This window comes from Mycoplasma sp. 394, from assembly GCF_054353895.1.
Map to the genome: position 1 here is coordinate 56,478 of NZ_JBTHHL010000006.1, position 18,575 is coordinate 75,052.

The following is an 18,575-nucleotide window of genomic DNA, read 5'->3' on the forward strand; positions in this document are numbered from 1 at the left end:
GGTTTAATATGAAAAAAGTTATTTTAATAGTTATAGATGGATTAGGATTACGTAGGGAAATCCAAGGAAACGGTTTTGCTTTAGCAAATACACCAACCTTTGATAAATTATTTGCTGAATACCCTAATTCATTAATTCAGGCTTCTGGTGAGTTTGTAGGATTACCAAAAGGACAAATGGGTAATTCAGAAGTGGGACATCTAAATATTGGTGCAGGAACAATTGTGTATACAGGATTATCATTAATTAACAAAGCTTTAAAAGATGGAACTTTTAAATCTGCTCCAGCATTTGTAAAAGCATTCGAGGATGTTAAAAAGAATAATTCAACACTTCATCTAATGGGACTTTTATCTCCAGGTGGTGTTCACTCATTAGAAACACATTTATTTGAACTTCTAGATGCAGCATACGAATATGGACTTAAAAAAGTTTCTGTACATGCTTTTGGTGATGGTCGTGATGTTGCCCCTCGTTCAATCAAAGCATCAATGCAAAAACTACAAGATATCTGTGATAAATATAATTACAACATCGCAACCGTTTCTGGTCGCTTTTATGCAATGGACCGCGATAAAATGTTTGATCGTGTTGAAAAAGCATACACAACTTTATTAGGTAATTCGCAAAATAAATATCAAAATGCTCTTGATTATGTTGATTCGCAATATGCTAATGATATTTCAGATGAGTTTTTTATACCTGCACAAAAAGCAAACCTATCAGCAGATTCCTTTGTAAAAGATGGTGATTCGATTATTTTCTTTAACTTCCGTCCTGATCGAGCTAGACAACTAACTCATTTATTAATTGGTTCGCCTTTATACGAAAATAAACCGTCACAACCTGTTAAAATTAACCAATTTGTTTCAATGATGAAATATGAAGGAATTCAAACAAATATTGCATTTGATGAAATGGAAATTAATATGCCTATTGGTAGGGTTTTGGAAGAAGCAGATGTAAGTCAATTACGTGTTGCCGAAACACAAAAATATGCACATGTGACTTACTTTATGGATGGCGGAAAAGACATTGTGTTTAAAAACTCAAAAAGAATTATGGTTGATTCATTAAAAGTAGAATCATATGCTGATGCACCACATATGTCTGCTGAAGGTATTACCGATGAGTTATTAAAAAATGCTTTAGATTTTGATGTTACTATTATGAACTTTGCTAACCCTGATATGGTAGGACATACAGGAAATCTTAAATCTACTATTGAAGCAGTAAGTTTTTTAGATACACAAATTAAAAGAATTATTGATTGAGCACAAAGCAACAATATCACTGTATTTATAACAGCTGATCACGGAAATGCAGAAATAACTGAAGATGAAAGCGGAAAACCAGCAACCAAACATACAAGTAGTCCTGTTATGCTTATTTGCACCGATAAATCAGTAAAATTAAAAGATGGATGTCTAGCTAATATTTCACCAACTTTATTAGATTATCTAAATATCCCAAAACCAAAGCAAATGGATGAAGAATCGTTATTGATTAAATAACCATATGCTAATGTAATTTATAAAAGTACCTAATTAATAGGTACTTTTATAAATCAATATTTTTAACATATTTTGCATTATTTTCTATAAATTGTTTACGTGGTAAAACATTTTCACCCATAAGAATTTCAAAAATACGGTCTGCTCTTACTGCATCTTCGATTTGAACTTGTAACATTTTGCGGTTTTTCGGGTTCATTGTTGTGTCTCAAAGTTGAATAGGGTCCATTTCCCCAAGTCCTTTGTAGCGTTGAATTGTTATTTTTTGACTCTGATTAAATTTAGCAATAATTTCTTCTTTTTGTTGGTCATTAAAAGCATATTCTACCGTTCTTCCTTGTGAAATCTTATATAAAGGAGGTTGCGCGATGTAGATAAATCCATATTCTATTAAAGGTTTAAAATAACGATAGAAGAATGTTAATAATAAAGTTCTAATGTGTGCACCATCGACATCAGCATCTGTCATTATAACTATTTTATGGTATCTTAATTTATTAATGTTAAAGGTTTCACCCAATCCTGTTCCTAATGCTGTAATAAGCGACATTATTTCTTCATTTCCAAACACTCTTTCTTGTCTGGTTTTTTCTACATTTAGGATTTTTCCGCGAAGTGGTAATATAGCTTGGATATGACGATCACGACCCATCTTAGCTGACCCACCAGCTGAATTTCCTTCGACTATAAATAACTCTGAAATTTCTGCATTTTTTGATGAACAATCTGATAACTTACCTGGTAAACCTCCGCTTTCAAAAACATTCTTTCTACGAGCATTATCTCTTGCTGCATTCGATGCAAGACGTCCTCTACGTGCAGCTATAGCAATTTCTACTATCTTTTTAGCTAAATCGGGATGTTCATTTAAAAAGCGTTCAAAAGCTTCTGAATAAATCTCATTTACTGCTCTACGAGCATCTTTAGAACCTAATTTCGCCTTTGTTTGTCCTTCGAACTGTGGATCAGGGTGTTTTATTGAAATAATCGCTGTCATTCCTTCAATTAAGTCATCACGGGTAAAACGCTCTGATTCATTTTTAAAAATACCTTTTTCTTGTGCATATGAATTGACTAAACGCATTATTGAATCATAAAAACCAGATATATGTGTCCCACCTTCAATTGTTAGAATATTATTTGTATATGAAATTATATTAGAACGATATAAGTCAAAAAGGTATTGCACAGCTACTTCTACGCCTATAATAACTTCGTTTTGAGTATGTTCATCAATATATTTATATTCTCCTGAAGCATAAATAACATCATTATTCACAGGTTTATAACCTTCATCTACTTCTTTAACATAATCAATTATCCCATTTTCATATCGAAATTCTTGATAAGAATCGTCTCTTTCATCTTTAACTGTAACAAGTAAACCCTTATTAAGGTGAGCTATTTGTTTAGTATGATCTATTATTATATCTTTATCAAAACTCAACTTCTCCATTATTCTAAAATCAGGATGAAATTGAATTTTGGTCCCTGTCTCGTTTGGATCGCAATCAGCAATTACACTTGTGGGTGTTAAAGTTTGCCCACCATTATGAAATTCAGCAAAATAAACTTTCCCATTACGTTTAACTCATGCTTTCATCGAATCACTTAAAGCATTAACAACTGAAGCCCCAACACCATGTAAACCCCCACTAACTTTATATGCATTTGATTCAAATTTACCACCAGCATTAAGTTTGGTTAAAACTACTTCTAATGCACTTATACCAAATTTTGGATGAGCATCAGTAGGAATGCCGCGACCATCATCTTCTACTATTATATTTTCTTCTTTTGTTATTGTTATATGAATATTTTTTGCATATCCTGCCATTGCTTCATCAACAGAGTTATCTACAATTTCTCAAACCATATGATGGAGTCCTGATTTAGATGTGCTTCCAATATACATCCCTGGCCGCTTACGAACATGTTCTAAACCTTCTAAGTGTTTAATATTTGCTGCACTATAATCTTGTGTATTCTTTGCTGACATATTTTTACTCCTAAAGCATAAATATTTTTTAAATTATACCATTTTTGTTATAAATCCCTTGTTTTTATATAGAAAAACCTATGGTTTCGAGAAAATAGTATATAAATTTTCTTTTCAAAAGCCTTTTAAATTACTTTTTGATATCTCTTGTTTTTTAAGTAATTTTACATACATTTGCTTCATTTCTTCATTATATGTATAGTAAGGTGCTTTAGGATTTTTATCTTGAATATAATGAACTCTAGCAAGTCCTTTTTCTACTAATTTAGCATTAATCGAATTATAAAAATCATCTTTTGTTGATAAATATAAAACAGCAACTACCCTTTTATATTTATCAACTTGAATTTGCTGCATATATATTCTTTTATTTTCAATTAATTCTGATGTATATTGCTTTGCTTTCTGTGCATAATCATTTTCATATTTTTGTAGCTTTTCTTTTTTAAAATCTTTTTGAGTCTCAGGTGTATCAATTCCATAGAGCCGTATATGATATTGTTTATTAAATAAATCAGTTGCTATGATTGTATCACCATCAATAACCTTTTGAACCTTTATAGTAATATATTTATGGTTATTTTGTTTATTATGTTGATATAAAAATAAACCACTTGCAGATGCAGGAACAACCAACACACTTAAAAGAATTCATATTCATTTTTTAATTTTTTTCATATTCGCTCCATTTAAATTATTAATGATTTTTAAACACGAACTAAAAAAAGAACAAAAAGCGAACTTATAATCTTTTGTTGTTACCAGAAAGTAAAAAAATGCAGTTTACACTGCAAATCTCTTTATTTACTTAATAATAATGCTATTTCATCTTTGTAAATTGGTCCATCATCTGCTCATGGAGTTTCTAGTATAATAGGAATATTATCAAAATCAGGATCATGAACAAATTTTTTGAGTGTCTCGGTTCCTATTGTTCCTTTTCCGATGTTTGCGTGGCGGTCTTTACGAGAGAAAATTTCGTGCTTTGAATCATTTAAATGTATTACTTTGGTTCTTTCAAGCAGATTTCATCTTTTTAGCTCATTTTTAAAATTTTCATAATCTTGCAAATCATATCCAGAATCCCACATATGGCACGTATCTAAACAAACTTGTACTCGTTCTGAATCAACTCAATCTAAAATAAAACGAATTTGCTCAAAATTTATTCCAATTTCTGTTCCTTTTCCTGCCATTGTTTCAATGCAAATTACTACATCTTTTGTATTTTCAAGTATATATTTAAGTGAATCAACAAGTTGATCAAGTGCTTCTTGTGGTTCAAATTCTGTATATGATCCTGGGTGCAAGACTAATCATTTTAATCCTAAATAATTCATTCTTTTAATTTCTGCTATTAAAAAATCATTTGAAAAAGCATGTTTTGATGGACTTGCTGGATTAATAACATATGGTGCATGAACTATAATATCTTCTTTTGGAATCACATTAGCTCAATTTTCTTCATATTCTTGTAATTTATATTTTTCTACATCTACTCTCTTGGTAGTTTGTGGTGCTCCAAGATAAACCATCATTGTATTTGCACCGTTTTCTTGTGATTCTTTTACTGCCCCAGGTAAATAATGTGGAGCTTTAAAAGAAATGTGAGATCCTAATTTAATCATTGCTTACCTCGTTTTCCGAAGCATTTTGATTTGTTTCATCAATCACTTCAGTGTCCTTTTTTTTATTCTTTTTCTGTATATGTGCTTGCATTTCTGTTAAGAATGCTCCTGCTATAACCCCAGATGGAATAGCTATAATTGCTAAAGCAATCAATGCATTAACTGAAACTATAATTTTTGTAATTGGTGCATGTGGTAGTAAGTCACCATAACCTATTGTAGTTAATGTGATAGTTGAAAAATACAAAGCATCCACAAAATTCTTTACATAACCACTAGATAAATCTTGATAACTTTGATAATTATTTTCAAAATTTGCTAGGTTTGTCTGTAAATTAGGATGTTGTTGTAAGAATTTTTTTGTCTCTATTTCATTTAAATTTTTATAATTTAAAAATTCTTGTCACTGCTTAAAATCAATTTTTTGACTTTCTAATCAGTTTTTTTGCTCATTTTCTAAATATACTGTTTCATTATTTCATATCAATATCGCAAAAACAATTATCACTAAAATTACTAATAACAAAACATATGAGAGCACCTTTTTTTGTTTAGCAAAAACATCTATGATAATCTTAAACGGTGCAAAAAATGCCAACACTATAAATAAACGAATAAATCTAAAAATATTTAAGATTCTAAAGAAATTTATTGCTTTAGATAAAGCAGGTGAAATATGATTACTAAAATCCTCAATCACATGTAAAGACGTTAAAATACACAATAAAATAACAATCCCTGTCCCAGAAAAAATAAATTTTACTGTACTTTTTCACAACTGAATATCTTTATTTAAATTATTATAAATCCGATATGTAACTAAGTGTGCAACATAATCAAAGATAAAAAATGCAAAGGTAATAAGTTGTAATGTAGCAACAGCAGGTCCTCAATAAGGCTTAATCTCTTCGGTTGGTGAAACCAAAGAAAAAACTGAAATTAATGAAGCAAAAATTACTAAACCTACATAACCTAAACGAACAAAACGAATACGTTTAAGTTGATTACCTAAAACATCATCTAATTTTTTCGTTGACCAAACAATTGATGTGAAGATTGTTATAAAATTATCATAATGTTTTTTAAATTTTGACATTATCTTCTTGGTTCTAAAATTTCAATAGGAATTATTTTAGAAATAAATTCATGTGTTTCTTTATAAACTGTAATCATATCATCAATTTTAAAACCGATATTAGGATAATCAATGAATATTTTTGCTGAATAATTCTTCATATTATCATAAATTGATTGATAACCTATATCTGTAAATGTGTATTCACGCACCCCTAATGTAACAGTTAAAGTTACATAAACTTCGTGTGTTGAACATATAATATTTTTAATATTGTTCTTTTTAAGGTAGTTATTCAAACGAATAATTTCATCAATTTCTTTTTTGGTGCTTAGATGAAAATCGTGAATTTCTCAACGATTTTCCGAACAAGCTCTTTCGTATCCTTGAATTCTTTCAGCAATTTGCGAATCACTAAGACGATCATCTTTAACAAAAATTGCTTTTCGATCCTTAGGGTGTGTACTTAACATTACTTTGTTAGTTAAATCATAAAAACCTTTGGTCACATCAGGTTTGATTCAATTTATCCCCCGAACTTGATGTCCGTAAACTATAAATGTTGTATCATCTGTTTTACGAATAAAGTCAAATAATTCTTTATCATATTGTGGAATAAATACAACAATTGATCCGGGTTTTCAAGATAATGCATATCTTATTGAATCAATATATTCGGATGTTGAACTGCCTGAATAAGTTGTATTTACTCTTCTTCCTGTTTTTGCACAAGAAATGGTAATTCCACTTACAATAGATGCATATAAATTTTGCGCTCAAATTGGCATAATAATAAATACCGAATTATCACGACCTCGGATTAAACGGGCTCCTTGATTGGGATAATACTCATTTGCTTTTACTACGGCTTGAATTCTTTCTTTTGTTTTTTTAGACACGTATCCGTTGTTATAAAACCTTGAAATAGTTGAAATAGAAACTTTAGATTGTGCTGCTATGTCTTTATATGATAATTGTTTTTTGATATTCATAATTTAGATTATACCATAAATGGTTAAATGTGGAAATTTTCCACAAGTTCTTTTTTGTAGATTACTAAGTAATTTTTTAAATACAAATTCATAAAATAAATTAAAATATTTTATAATTTATTATAAAACATAAACATAAAAATAATTCTTTAAATCTTTCTTTTTTATTAAAATATATATATGATAAAAGTTAATAACATAGTTTTTAGTTATAAACCTGGGATTTTGCAGCCTGCATTAAAAAATGTTTCATTTCACATCAGAAAAGGTGAATATATAGCTGTTTTAGGTCATAACGGAAGTGGAAAAAGCACCCTTTCTAAAATTTTAGTTGGTTTGCTCAAACCACAACAAGGTTCGGTTTCTATTGATGGTATCGAATATCATCGCACTACATTGGTTCAGGTTCGCAAAAAAATAGGTATTATTTTTCAAAACCCAGATAACCAGTTTATCGGCTCTTCTGTTGAAGATGATATTGCTTTTGGACTCGAAAATCGATGTGTTAACCCAAAATTAATGAAAGATATTATCTTAAAATGTGCTACACGTGTCGGGATGCAAGATCATCTTGAAAGAGAACCTGAAAACCTTTCTGGTGGTCAAAAACAACGTGTTGCAATCGCCTCAGTTTTAGCATTAGATCCAGATGTTATGATTTTTGATGAAGTTACTTCGATGCTTGACCCAAAGGGCCGTCATGATGTTTTAAATTTAATTAAAGAAATTCGTGATTCAAGACAGAAAACTTTAATTTCCATTACACATAATATGGATGAAGCAATTTTAGCTGATAAATGTTTAGTTTTTTCAAATGGTGAATTAGTAGCATTTGGCTCACCACAAGAAATACTAAATAATAAAGACATAATTGATTTAGCGAAAATTGATTCTCCTTTTATTTATAAACTTAGCGAACTTATTAAAGGAATTAATCCAACCTATAACGAACAGGAGTTAATAGACAATATATGCAAGTAAAAACAAACAAAATTACACATATTTTTAATAAAAGAACTCCTTGAGAATTTACTGCTCTCACTGATGTTTCCTTAGATGTTGCTGATGGTGAATACTTAGGGATTATCGGATCAACTGGTTCAGGTAAAACTACTTTAATTGAACATCTAAACGGATTACTTAAACCTTCATTAGGAACAGTAGAATGAACTTTTTCAACTGATATATATAATAAAAAGTTAAAAAACTACCATACAGAAAAATTTCATATCATAAACGATTCACAAAAACGAAGAAAAATTAAAAACCTAAAAGAAATACGTAAGAAAATCGGGATAGTTTTTCAGTTTGCTGAATACCAACTTTTCAAAAATACTATAAAAGATGACATCGCTTTTGGTCCTATTGCATATGGTGTACCTAAAGAAGAAGCATATCAAAGAGCTAGAAAATGTTTGGAAATGGTAGGATTAGGTTCAGAATATTTGTCTCGCAGTCCTTTTGAGTTGTCGGGTGGACAAAAACGACGCGTTGCTATTGCTGGTATCTTAGCAATGAACCCTGATTTTATGGTTTTTGATGAACCTACTGCTGGATTGGATCCTGTGGGTGTGGTAGAAATCTTGGATATTTTAACCAAACTCAACCAAAGCGGTAAAACCATTATAAATGTTACACATGATTTAGACCATGTCCTAGAAAGAGCAAGTAAAGTTGTTGTTTTAAAAGACGGAAAACTTGTGCGACAAGGACAACCTTATGAAGTTTTAAATGATATTCTTTTTTTAAAAGAAAACAATTTACAGCCTCCCAAATTACTTGAATTTGTCTTTAAATTAAGACAAAACGGATTAGATGTACCTAAGGTAAAATCATTAAAAGAACTTGCTGATTTTATCAATTTATCAAGAGAGGATAAATAATGAAAAGTATTTTTGGTCGTTATATCCCTGGTAATGGTTTTCTTTATAATTTCGATCCCCGTATAAAGGTTTTTTTAACTGTTTTATATATTATAATGGTATTTATTGCTAGTTCATTTATTGATTTATTTGTTATTTTACTTCCTTTGGTAATTATTTATCTAGCATCTACTAAAAAAATTAGACCTTTATTTAAGTTACTTAAACTACCTATTTTTATTTCAGTTGTTATTTTCTTAGTTAATTTATATATCATAAATTCTGAATCAGTCTATAATGATCACTATCATAATGAACTTTTTTGAAGTTTTTATACATCTAAATCAGATTTTACCACCCCAATCAGTTGACAGCAATATTATTTAGGAACTAACTTTGATTATTCAACACTTGTAAAAACATTTGGACAAAATGCGAAAATCCAATATGGTGTTTCTTTAAATTCTATCAACAGAACTTTAGCATTGTTTTTAAGAATTTACATAATGGTTTTAATTACATCTTTGCTTACCAACACAACACGGCCTATTTTATTAAATAAAGCAATCGAAGATTTGATTTATCCTTTAAAATTCTTATTTATTCCAACACATATTATCGCTACAATTATCTCGATCGCTTTGCGTTTTATCCCAACATTAGTAGATGAATCGCAAAGAATTATAAAAGCTCAATCTTCACGTGGAGTGGATTTTAAAAATGGTAATTTAAAAGAAAAAATAACCGCATTTACCACCTTAATTATCCCTTTATTTGTTTCATCTTTTCAAAAAGCGGATGATTTAGCAAACTCAATGGAAACTCGTGGCTATGATCCATATGAAAAACGGACAAAATATCGACAAATTAAACCTACTTGAATCGATATATTAGTTTTATTAGCATTTATTGCATTAGCTATAATAATAATTTTTAACTATATTTATTTTAAAAATTATGATTTTAAATTTGGTGCTAACAATACCTTCTCAATAGGTCAGTATATACTTCCAAAATGATATCTTGATTTACGGGTAGTAGGTTAATATATTAACAAAATTCATTTAAGTCTTTTATATAGTCTTAAATGAATTTTTAAATTAAATTTGATTATAAAAATTTTTTTATTATAATTTATACAACATTTTAGAGTGTCAAGTAAAATTACTTGACAGCAAAGGAGGATATTAATGGTAAAAATAAGACTTAAACGTATGGGAAGTAAATTCAAACCAGTATATAAAATTGTTGCTGCTGATGCAAGAGCTCCACGTGATGGAAGATTTATTGAAGCATTAGGACACTACAATCCATCGACTAAGGAATTTGTTTTAAACAAAGAGGCTACAGTTAAATGATTAAATCAAGGTGCAAAACCTACTGACACAGTTGCGAACCTACTTAAAGCTCACAAAGTATCAAAATAAAATGAAAATCAATTTTTTAACCTTGTTTCCAAATTATTTCACACCTTTTTATCATGAAAGCATTATTCATAAAGCTATTCAGAATAATATTATTGAAATTAATGTTATTGATTTTAGAAATTTCAGTAAAGACAAACACCGTAAAGTAGACGATGAAATTTATGGCGGTGGCCACGGTCTTTTGCTTCAAGTTGAACCAATTGATTTAGCATTAGATTCATTAAAGAATCGTGGTGGTTATAAAATCTTAGTTTCACCACAGGGTAAAACTTTTAACCAACAAATTGCAAATGAATTATCTAAAAAGGATCAAATTACATTAATAACAGGTAGATACGAAGGTTTTGATGAAAGGGTTGTTGAACTAGTTGACTTAGAATTATCAATAGGTGATTATGTTTTGACAGGCGGAGAACTCCCAGCAATGGTTATTGCTGATAGTATAATTAGATTGCTACCTGGTGTTATAAAAGCAGAATCACATATTAATGACTCTTTTCAAGGACAAGGTTTATTAGATTACCCACAATATACCAGACCAAGAGAATATAAGGGTATGAAAGTCCCCGAAATCTTGTTTAATGGTAATCATAAAGAAATTGATAAATGAAAACGGAATGCGCAATATAAAAAAACATTAAAAAATCGCCCCGATATCATTGAAAGGATTCAAAATGAGAAATAAATTATTAGAAATTGTAGAACAAAGTCAGTTGCGTAATGATTTACCAAACTTTCAAACAGGTGATAATGTTCGTGTTTCAGTTCGTATCCGCGAAGGTGAAAAAGAACGTATCCAAGTTTTTGAAGGTTTAGTAATTTCTAAAAAAGAATCAGGAACAAGAGAATCATTTACAGTTAGAAAAATTTCTTATGGAATTGGTGTTGAAAGAACATTCCCTGTACACTCACCTTTAATAGCACACATCGAAGTAGTACGTTCAAATAAAGTTCGTAGAAAAAGATTATTTTATATGCGTGATCGTAAAGGTAAAAGTGCTCGTCTTAAAGAAATTAAAAGATAAAATATCCTATCCTCATTTAAACCACGCTGTGGTTTTTTTATCTTTTTGCATAAAACTTATATAATTTATTAGTTAGGAATAAATGAAAAATGGATTTTTAATACTTATTTTGTTTTTGTCTTTTGTTTTTGCTTTTTTACCTTGGTATATAAACAAAAAGACAAAAAACAAACTTAGAAAAAGATGGATAAAAATTAGCATCGGAATTACATTATTAATATACTTTGCTGCAGCAAGATGATTTAGAGATATTGCTTTAATTTCCGAAATTACATCAGCACCTAGCAATGATTTTTATCGAAGCACTGTTTTGTCAAAATCACTTTTACTCGATATATGTCCGATGTTATATTTAATAATTAGCATCCTGTTGATAAATGAAAAAAACCATAAAATAATTTCTTATATCGCTCCGACAGCAGCCCTTTGTGGGTTTTTAACAGTTATTTTTGTTCCTTATACTGAACCACAAGCATCAATAAATTTATGATATATTTTTATCGGTACATCATTAAACAAACTTTATTTTATGTCGCACTTTATTATATATGTTATAGGAGTATATTATTATATATCCTATCACGATAATAAATACAAAGATATAATTTACACAAATATATTCTTCCTTATTCAACTTATATATACTACTATAATGATTTTTGAACTTAACATAACACACAATGCCTCTGGTTTAGTAAATCAGGATTGACAATATGGAGGAGAATTTTACACAATTGCCTCTATTGTACCTATTCCAATTCCATATATTGCAATAGTATTTCACATAAGCATTATTTTCTTAATTTCTTCTTTAGTGTTTTTTAAGGTTTTTCTTTATAGAAAATGACAAAAATTTCTACAAAGAAAACAAGAAATTTTACTTCAAAAAATATAAAATACATAAATTTTAGATGTTATAATTTTATCTATTAATAAATAGATAAAAGAAAGGTTATATGAACTTAAAATACGATTATCCTTATGTTTTTAAAGATAACAACCAACCTAAAAACCCAATTATTTTTGTACATGGATTTAACTCAAGAGCAGAAATTCATAATGTTTTTATGGATAAATGAACCCTAAGTGATTATTATGCAATTTCTTTTCCAGGAAACAACTTATTAGAAGCAAAAAATAATGATGAAATTAGCGTTAACGGTTTTTCTGATTTATTAATTAAATTTATCAAACAAAATAATTTAAAAGATGTAGTTTTAATTGGCCATTCAATGGGAGGTGGAACTATTTCGCTTGCTTATAAAAAAGCACCTGAACTATTTTCAAAAATGATTTATGTTGCTCCGATGAATAAATCATCATTAGTTAAAAAACAAGACTATTTAGATACATATTTTCCTAAAACTTTTGATGATTATAAAGTTTTCTTAAAAGCACTCTATTTTGATCCAACTAATCTATTTGAAAATAAAGATTTTATGGAAAATGAAAGAAACAACTTTAATCCTTGACTTTATAACAATCCTACAATTTTAAAACTCGGACACAGTTTGCCAGATATAAATTTGATGAATCAAATTGAAGCAGGATTAAATAAAATTAATGTTCCTACCTTATTAATGTTGGGTGAAAAAGATGCTGTTATTGATAGAGAAAACTGCATCAAATATTTTAAGGAAAATGTTAAAGATATCCAAATTGAAGTTTTTAATAAAGTTGGTCATATGCTATATTTTGAAAGCTTTGATAAATACTTTAAAATTATAAGTGATTTTTACAAGAAATAACCAAAAGCACTGTATACAGTGCTTTTTATATTAAACTATTATTGCCTGATAGTAATTATTTTGATATCTTGTGGTAAATTATCTAGTTGATCTACCAAAAATCTGGGAAAGAAATTAATGTCTTTAAGTTTGTCAATATCTATTCATTTAAAAGCAAAAACATTTCCGTTTTCTTCAAATGTAAATTCTGGTTTTGATATCTTTTCAAATGAAACAGGTATTGCTGAAACAATTATAGATAATTCATGGTAACGTTTTAAATTAAAACTATTTACATAAAACGACTCAATCAAAAAATGCTTATGTATATTCACAACATTTATATTCAATTCTTCTTTGATTTCACGTAAAACCGCTTCATCAATACTTTCGTGCATAGCAACTTTCCCACCTGGTAAATATCAATAACCATTCCACGGATCACTTGCTATTAAAATTTGATTCTCTTTACGAATAATCACCCCAACACGATATTTAAAACGATCACCGTTTTCTAATTCAAAAAATACATCTGACATAACTTTCCTTATCAAAAAAACCACCTGACACAACACTTCCTCATATGGCTGCTGTATTTCTACCCTGACCAAGTTAGTGGGTTATTGTTCTGATGGCTAATATATTATATATAATTTATACAAAAATCAAAGGAAGGAATAGTATGTTTTAAAAGTTTAAAGTAGGACGCTGGGGTGGTACCACCCCGGCGTCCTACTTTATATTTAACAAAATGATTACATATTGATGATATCCAATCGGATGTTAAAGGAATAATTGATAAAGATATAAAAATCCATTCATATGCTTTAGTAAAACAAGAAGAAAAAGTTTTATCTCTTAGTGTGGGAACAGGTGAATTAAGTCCCAAAAGCATTACAAACAATCAACAAATCTTAGACAAAGAATATGATACCTTAGATAAGGTTACTAAAAAGTTTAATTCTTTTTATGATTACTTTTTTAAAGCAACAACAACAAAAGAACAAGGACTTGAATTGATTAGTATTTTAAAAGATAATGTAAACACTTTCAGAAAAGATCAAAATGTTATGAATGCAATTCAATGAAGTTCTGATAGTGCAAAAAAAGAAAAATTAAATAAAGTGATTAAGAAATTATTTGCAAATCTTAAGTTGAAAAATCATATTCTTTATTCGGAAATAGAAGAAAAACCTCAACTAAAAGAAAAAGTAATAGATTATTTTTTCTTTTCTCTTTCAAACTACGATTCTTTCAAAAATCAATCGTCTTAAACAAAGAGAACACCTTTTACAGATGTTCTCTTTGTGTATCTATTATTCATCTTTATATAAATTTTTCAAATACTCATAAAATTGTTTTGTTTGATCATTGTTTAATTCTGGATTGATAGTTATTGTCTTTGTTTTATCAAGGTATTTTATATCCATTTTTAATTCCGACATCATATTATAAAGTGGTATATCATAATTTACTCCTAAACCACTTGTATCTACAACATTAAAGTGTAAATTTATTTGATTTTTGTTTTTATCATCGACGACAAGACTTATTTCATCAATAGCAGGACTCCGTGTTCAACCTTCATACATCAATAAATTTTTGGTTTTGAAAAATTTATCAATATCTTCATTATTTAAATAAATTTCTTTGAATTTTTCTCTATTTTTTTGTTGAAACTGTTGTTGTGTTAATGTATTTAAGTCTATTTTCAAGTTTGTTTGTAAGTGATTTCTTCAGCCAAATGCCCTTACTGTCTCTAGACTAAATTTGTTTAGAAATTTTTCGTCTAACTCTTGCTCTGAGGTAATTAATTCATATTTATGATCAAAGATATATTTAAACTTTCCTTTATTTTCTGTATTACCTGATCAAAAGTAAGTAAAATAAGGATCATAAATTGTTTGGATATTATTATCTTTATTATATTTAGAAATAAGAGATTTAAATTTTGTTATATCTGATATCTCATAATCTTTTATTTCTTTTTTATTAGAGTCAAGAGATGAGGAAGTACAAGAAGCAGTTAATAAACCTAAACTAAACGAAAAAGGAAAAAATCATTTCTTTAGTTTTTTCATACTATCTTTCTTGAACTGTATATGTCATTGCTAAACTATCATTAATCGAATTATCAAACAGTGCATCAGAATATTTTTTCACTTTTAGTCTATATATCCCAGATTCTGGTGTTATATATTCTAAAATCTCATCATTAGAATTAATCGATGTGATGCTTTTTACAACAGTTCACTTCCCAAAACTATCCTTTTTTTCTCCAAATTGATTAAGTTGTTTTCTTTCATATAAATATCCAGGAGCAACTACATTAGGTTTTGCAAGTGAATTATAATTGTCTGGAAGAAGATAATTTGAGTATGGTGCTATTGAGTCTTTTGGATCTTTTGATCAATGGTAATAATCTAATGCTCCTACAACTAAGTTATTAAATGAAAGAGATTTTCAATTTATTCATTCATTTTCTATTCCGTTTTTATTGTTTCCATTACCTGAAGCAAAAATATTTACAACACCATATTTTCTTGATATATAATCTAGAAAAAGATTGATTTCACTATAATCCTTTCTTTTATTGTTTGGCCCTGCTCCGTAACTATGATTTATAACCCTTACTCTTTTATTTTTAACCATTCATTCGATTGCTTTTTGTCATTCTGAATCATAAAAGTATGTAGAATAGAAAACTTTTGAATATCTATCATAACCATGTGTACCTGCAACTATATTTGTTACCTCGTTTGGGTGATGTGATAATTTTGAGTTTGAAATGTTATTTCACTCTATACCATATCTTAGAAAACCATCAAGCTTTCTTTCATCTAACATTCCGTTAACTTCTATAACTCCTACATTACCAATATTATTGTAGTATCGATTATCCTCTTTGTCTCTTTGCTTTTTAAAATCAACAAATTCTACATTTTTTGATATATCTGGATATTTATTTACTAAATAATATACATCTTCTTCATTTGTTTTATTAGTGTCGGATAATTTTTTGTTTTGAATTTCGTTAGGAAATACAATTCCTTTAAAAATTTCTTTTTTGTCTATTATATTTTTAATAAAGTTTTCTCTTTGATTTTCATTATCAAAATAAAATCAAACAATAGGCATCATTGAACTTATTTGATGTTTTTTAAATAAAACACCAGAATTTTGTATTTTATTAATAAATTCTTGGTTTTTTTGTTCTACTCAACTTTCTTCGTGAATAGAATTTTTTTCTTCATAATTTAATAGTAATTTTAATTCGTAATCGTTATTTATAGGTACATTTCTCACAGAATTAAACAGTTGTCCGTTTTTATTTATGCGAATCTCTAATTTTTTGTTTTGATATTCTAAATATCAAGGTTTTTCTTCTTTTTTTGATATGCTTGTAACTGTTAAGGTAGCTATACCTATAACTGATGTAATAAAAACACCGCTAAATAAAAATATTTTTTTATGTTTAATTTTCATATATCTCCTTTTAGTAATTTTGTAAGAATCAAATTACTTATTTAATTTCTTACAAAATTATTTTACATAAAAAGAAATATTAATACCAGAAATTTTTATTAAAAACATATTTTCTTTTTGATATCTGCAAAATTTGTGAAAACACACAATCCTTGCTTCCTACATATTTTATTATTTATTAAAAAAATATGTTATATAATTTTTTAAATATTTAATATTTATAAAATATGAAATAACATAATTTATATAACATTTTAGAGGAGACATAAATGTCAGCAATTAAAAAAATACATGCACGTGAAGTGTTGGATTCTCGAGGAAATCCTACTGTTCAAGTAGAAGTTACAACTGAATTAGGTGGATTTGGTTCAGCAATGGTTCCTTCGGGAGCTTCAACTGGTTCAAGAGAAGCTTTAGAACTAAGAGATAAAGGTTCTAAGTATGAAAAAAATTGATTCGGTGGAAAAGGAGTTATGTTAGCTGTTGATCATGTTAACCAAATTATTGCTCCTGCTATTGAAGGTATTGAAGTTACTGAGCAACGTTTAATTGATCAAAGAATGATTATTTTAGATGGAACACCAACTAAATCTAAATTAGGTGCTAATGCTATCTTAGGTGTTTCATTAGCTGTTGCTCGTGCAGCTGCAGATGAATTACAATTACCACTTTATAAATACCTAGGAGGTTTTAATGCACACCAATTACCCCTTCCTATGTTAAATGTTATCAATGGTGGTGAACATGCTTCTAATACCCTTGATTTCCAAGAATTTATGATTATGCCAGTAGGTGCTAAATCTTTACGTCAAGCACTACAAATGGCAAACTTTGTTTTCCATAACTTAGCTAAATTACTTAAGAAAAACGGACACGGTGTTCAAGTAGGTGATGAAGGTGGATTTGCTCCAAACTTTAAATCTCACGAAGAAGCCTTAGATTTTTTAGTTGAAGCTATTAAACTTGCTGGATATCAACCAGCTACATCCGGAGAAAACGCTGTTGCAATCGCAATGGATTGTGCTTCATCAGAATTATACAGAGATGGTGTATATACTTTCGGAAAACTTAAAGAAGCAATCGAATCTAAAAAACCTGGTTTTGAACACTTAAATGATGTTAAATTAACTTATACAACTGATGAAATGATTAAATACCTTGAATCTCTTGTTTCAAAATACCCTATTATTTCTATAGAAGATGGATTAGCAGAAAGCGATTGAGCAGGATTTAAAAAACTTACTGCTGAAATAGGAAATAAGGTTCAAATTGTAGGTGATGATTTAACTGTTACAAATACTGAAATTCTTAAACGTGCTATTGAAGAAAAGTCAATGAACTCTATTTTAATTAAAGTAAACCAAATTGGTTCATTAACAGAAACTTTTGATGCTATCCAAATGGCTCAAAAAGCAAATATGACTGCTGTTGTATCTCACCGTTCAGGGGAAACCGAAGATAGCACTATTGCAGATATAGCGGTTGCTATGAATACAGGACAAATTAAAACCGGATCAATGTCTAGAACAGACAGAATTGCTAAATATAATCGATTATTAGCAATCGAAGAAGAACTAGGAAATACAGCAACTTTTAAAGGTATTAATTCTTTTTATAATATTAAAAAATAATTTATTTTATGAAAGATAAAAAATATTTTTATAAAATGAATGCTTATTTTAAACAAAGAAAGAAAATTAAACAAGGACATAAAAATTAACAGAAAATTAATATTGTATCATCTCGGCATATTGCTGAGGTGATTTTCAATCTAAAACAGATTGAATTCGTTTTGTATTATATCAAATTATGTATTGGTGTATTAGTTTTTTTAATTCAT

The 18,575-nt window shown here is 28.5% G+C and carries 19 protein-coding genes and 1 other RNA gene; 11 read left to right on the forward strand and 9 right to left on the reverse strand.

What is annotated here, in order from left to right; genetic code table 4:
* Positions 1-8: 8 nt before the first annotated feature.
* On the forward strand, positions 9-1,514 hold the full coding sequence (gene gpmI, locus ACXYRQ_RS02965) for a 2,3-bisphosphoglycerate-independent phosphoglycerate mutase (protein WP_458614780.1): 1,506 nt from the start codon (positions 9-11) through the stop codon (positions 1,512-1,514).
* A gap of 46 nt (positions 1,515-1,560) precedes the next feature.
* Here gpmI and gyrB read toward each other — a convergent pair whose 3' ends face one another.
* The 5 genes from gyrB to ACXYRQ_RS02990 form a co-directional block, all read right to left on the reverse strand.
* Positions 1,561-3,513: a DNA topoisomerase (ATP-hydrolyzing) subunit B gene (gene gyrB / locus ACXYRQ_RS02970; protein WP_458614781.1), complete on the reverse strand. Its 1,953-nt coding sequence runs from the start codon at positions 3,511-3,513 to the stop codon at positions 1,561-1,563.
* Positions 3,514-3,591: 78 nt separating this feature from the next.
* Positions 3,592-4,191: a thermonuclease family protein gene (locus ACXYRQ_RS02975; protein ID WP_458614782.1), complete on the reverse strand. Its 600-nt coding sequence runs from the start codon at positions 4,189-4,191 to the stop codon at positions 3,592-3,594.
* Between the two features lie 122 nt (positions 4,192-4,313).
* Positions 4,314-5,141, reverse strand: a complete 828-nt coding sequence (locus ACXYRQ_RS02980) for a deoxyribonuclease IV (protein WP_458614783.1) — start codon at positions 5,139-5,141, stop codon at positions 4,314-4,316.
* Complete coding sequence (locus tag ACXYRQ_RS02985) at positions 5,134-6,237, reverse strand: potassium channel family protein (protein ID WP_458598006.1); 1,104 nt, start codon at positions 6,235-6,237, stop codon at positions 5,134-5,136. The genes ACXYRQ_RS02980 and ACXYRQ_RS02985 overlap by 8 nt, the downstream gene beginning before the upstream one ends.
* Complete coding sequence (locus ACXYRQ_RS02990; protein WP_458614784.1) at positions 6,237-7,208, reverse strand: LacI family DNA-binding transcriptional regulator; 972 nt, start codon at positions 7,206-7,208, stop codon at positions 6,237-6,239. Before ACXYRQ_RS02990 ends, ACXYRQ_RS02985 begins: the two co-directional genes overlap by 1 nt.
* Before the next feature lie 180 nt (positions 7,209-7,388).
* Between ACXYRQ_RS02990 and ACXYRQ_RS02995 the strand changes: the two genes are divergently transcribed.
* The 8 genes from ACXYRQ_RS02995 (at position 7,389) to ACXYRQ_RS03030 (ending at position 13,270) form a co-directional block, all read left to right on the forward strand.
* Positions 7,389-8,189 (forward strand): energy-coupling factor transporter ATPase, encoded by an 801-nt coding sequence (locus ACXYRQ_RS02995; RefSeq protein WP_458614785.1) that lies wholly within the window; start codon positions 7,389-7,391, stop codon positions 8,187-8,189.
* On the forward strand, positions 8,180-9,091 hold the full coding sequence (locus ACXYRQ_RS03000) for an energy-coupling factor transporter ATPase (protein WP_458614786.1): 912 nt from the start codon (positions 8,180-8,182) through the stop codon (positions 9,089-9,091). Before ACXYRQ_RS02995 ends, ACXYRQ_RS03000 begins: the two co-directional genes overlap by 10 nt.
* Positions 9,091-10,116, forward strand: a complete 1,026-nt coding sequence (locus ACXYRQ_RS03005; RefSeq protein WP_435129613.1) for an energy-coupling factor transporter transmembrane component T family protein — start codon at positions 9,091-9,093, stop codon at positions 10,114-10,116. The genes ACXYRQ_RS03000 and ACXYRQ_RS03005 overlap by 1 nt, the downstream gene beginning before the upstream one ends.
* Positions 10,117-10,260: 144 nt before the next feature.
* The gene (rpsP, locus tag ACXYRQ_RS03010; protein WP_435129610.1) at positions 10,261-10,497 is read left to right on the forward strand and encodes a 30S ribosomal protein S16; all 237 of its coding nucleotides are present in this window, start codon (positions 10,261-10,263) and stop codon (positions 10,495-10,497) included.
* Position 10,498: 1 nt separating this feature from the next.
* Positions 10,499-11,182 carry a tRNA (guanosine(37)-N1)-methyltransferase TrmD gene (trmD, locus tag ACXYRQ_RS03015; RefSeq protein WP_458614787.1) on the forward strand — a complete coding sequence of 228 codons (684 nt, stop codon included), beginning with the start codon at positions 10,499-10,501 and terminating at the stop codon, positions 11,180-11,182.
* Positions 11,172-11,522 carry a 50S ribosomal protein L19 gene (rplS, locus tag ACXYRQ_RS03020; protein WP_458598016.1) on the forward strand — a complete coding sequence of 117 codons (351 nt, stop codon included), beginning with the start codon at positions 11,172-11,174 and terminating at the stop codon, positions 11,520-11,522. Before trmD ends, rplS begins: the two co-directional genes overlap by 11 nt.
* 82 nt (positions 11,523-11,604) lie before the next feature.
* The gene (locus ACXYRQ_RS03025; RefSeq protein ID WP_458598017.1) at positions 11,605-12,417 is read left to right on the forward strand and encodes a DUF5378 family protein; all 813 of its coding nucleotides are present in this window, start codon (positions 11,605-11,607) and stop codon (positions 12,415-12,417) included.
* A 61-nt stretch (positions 12,418-12,478) separates the two neighbouring features.
* A complete protein-coding gene (locus ACXYRQ_RS03030) occupies positions 12,479-13,270 on the forward strand; it encodes an alpha/beta fold hydrolase (protein WP_458598019.1) in 792 nt (263 codons plus the stop codon).
* 38 nt (positions 13,271-13,308) lie between these two features.
* On the opposite strand, the gene ACXYRQ_RS03035 is transcribed toward ACXYRQ_RS03030, so the two are convergent.
* Positions 13,309-13,788, reverse strand: a complete 480-nt coding sequence (locus tag ACXYRQ_RS03035; RefSeq protein WP_458598021.1) for an NUDIX hydrolase — start codon at positions 13,786-13,788, stop codon at positions 13,309-13,311.
* Between the two features lie 7 nt (positions 13,789-13,795).
* An RNA gene (ffs, locus tag ACXYRQ_RS03040) (signal recognition particle sRNA small type) lies at positions 13,796-13,892 on the reverse strand.
* A gap of 70 nt (positions 13,893-13,962) precedes the next feature.
* On the opposite strand from ffs, the gene ACXYRQ_RS03045 reads away from it, so the two are divergent.
* The gene (locus tag ACXYRQ_RS03045) at positions 13,963-14,523 is read left to right on the forward strand and encodes a hypothetical protein (RefSeq protein ID WP_458598023.1); all 561 of its coding nucleotides are present in this window, start codon (positions 13,963-13,965) and stop codon (positions 14,521-14,523) included.
* A 42-nt stretch (positions 14,524-14,565) separates the two neighbouring features.
* Here the strand turns inward: ACXYRQ_RS03045 and ACXYRQ_RS03050 are convergent, their stop codons facing one another.
* Complete coding sequence (locus ACXYRQ_RS03050) at positions 14,566-15,330, reverse strand: hypothetical protein (protein ID WP_458613984.1); 765 nt, start codon at positions 15,328-15,330, stop codon at positions 14,566-14,568.
* A gap of 1 nt (position 15,331) precedes the next feature.
* On the reverse strand, positions 15,332-16,735 hold the full coding sequence (locus tag ACXYRQ_RS03055) for a S8 family serine peptidase (protein WP_458614788.1): 1,404 nt from the start codon (positions 16,733-16,735) through the stop codon (positions 15,332-15,334).
* A 269-nt stretch (positions 16,736-17,004) separates the two neighbouring features.
* Between ACXYRQ_RS03055 and eno the strand changes: the two genes are divergently transcribed.
* Positions 17,005-18,366 (forward strand): phosphopyruvate hydratase, encoded by a 1,362-nt coding sequence (eno, locus tag ACXYRQ_RS03060; RefSeq protein WP_458598029.1) that lies wholly within the window; start codon positions 17,005-17,007, stop codon positions 18,364-18,366.
* Positions 18,367-18,575 lie beyond the last annotated feature (209 nt).